We start from the raw sequence: 742 nt of genomic DNA on the forward strand, positions 1-742 counted from the left end.
GCAAAGTTAGAAAAAACCGCAGGCAATGCCTGCGGTTTTTTATTGCTCGTTACTTACGGCTTTTGATCTAGTTCCTCATGCAATTATGTCGAAAAATGAGTCTTTCAGGCTAATGAGAGTCTGGGTAAAGGCAAATACAGTGTTTCGACAATATCTGATAGCACGTGATCATAGGTATTGAAAATCGTCAGTGACAGATCTGAGGTGATGCCATAAAGTTCTTCTTCTGTTAGTCCGGTGTGTTTTCCTTCGACATAGTCGTTTAACGCTTGTGTCGAACGTACGGAGATCGGCGCTGCGATAGTCAATGGTGCTATTACCGCTAACTGATTCAGTTTACGTGTCATTACAGATGCGTAGTTCTTTACTCGAACGCTTCCTCCTTGTTCGTTTAAGTCTTGAATGCTAATACGAAGTTGAGTCAAGGTTTCGAGGCTATCGATAATGGTTTGCCAATTCATGTGGTACTCATCATGCAACTCATCTCGTTGCTCAACTGCTAGCCACGCAATAGTGACTTCATCCATTAAGAACAAACAATGTCGAATCAGCTTTCCGTGCTCCATTTGATTTCTCGCGATGCTGTTTTCCTGCCATTGTTCGAGCAACTTACTGACTTTTATCTGTAACACACGATACATGGGTTTATTTTCAAAGCGCGATGTTTCCAACAAAAGGTGCAGCTTGTTGTTGAGAGCATGATGGATCTCTTCTATTTCTCGATCATAGTTTTGTTGGGATT

1 protein-coding gene is annotated in these 742 nt (G+C 41.8%); it reads right to left on the reverse strand.

The window, feature by feature from the left end; all coding sequences use genetic code 11:
* Positions 1 to 104: 104 nt before the first annotated feature.
* A partial coding sequence (locus tag R8N47_RS24915) for a hypothetical protein (protein ID WP_318186071.1) occupies positions 105 to 742 on the reverse strand: 638 nt, incomplete at its 5' end.

The sequence above is a fragment of the Vibrio sp. 2132-1 genome (assembly GCF_033344315.1).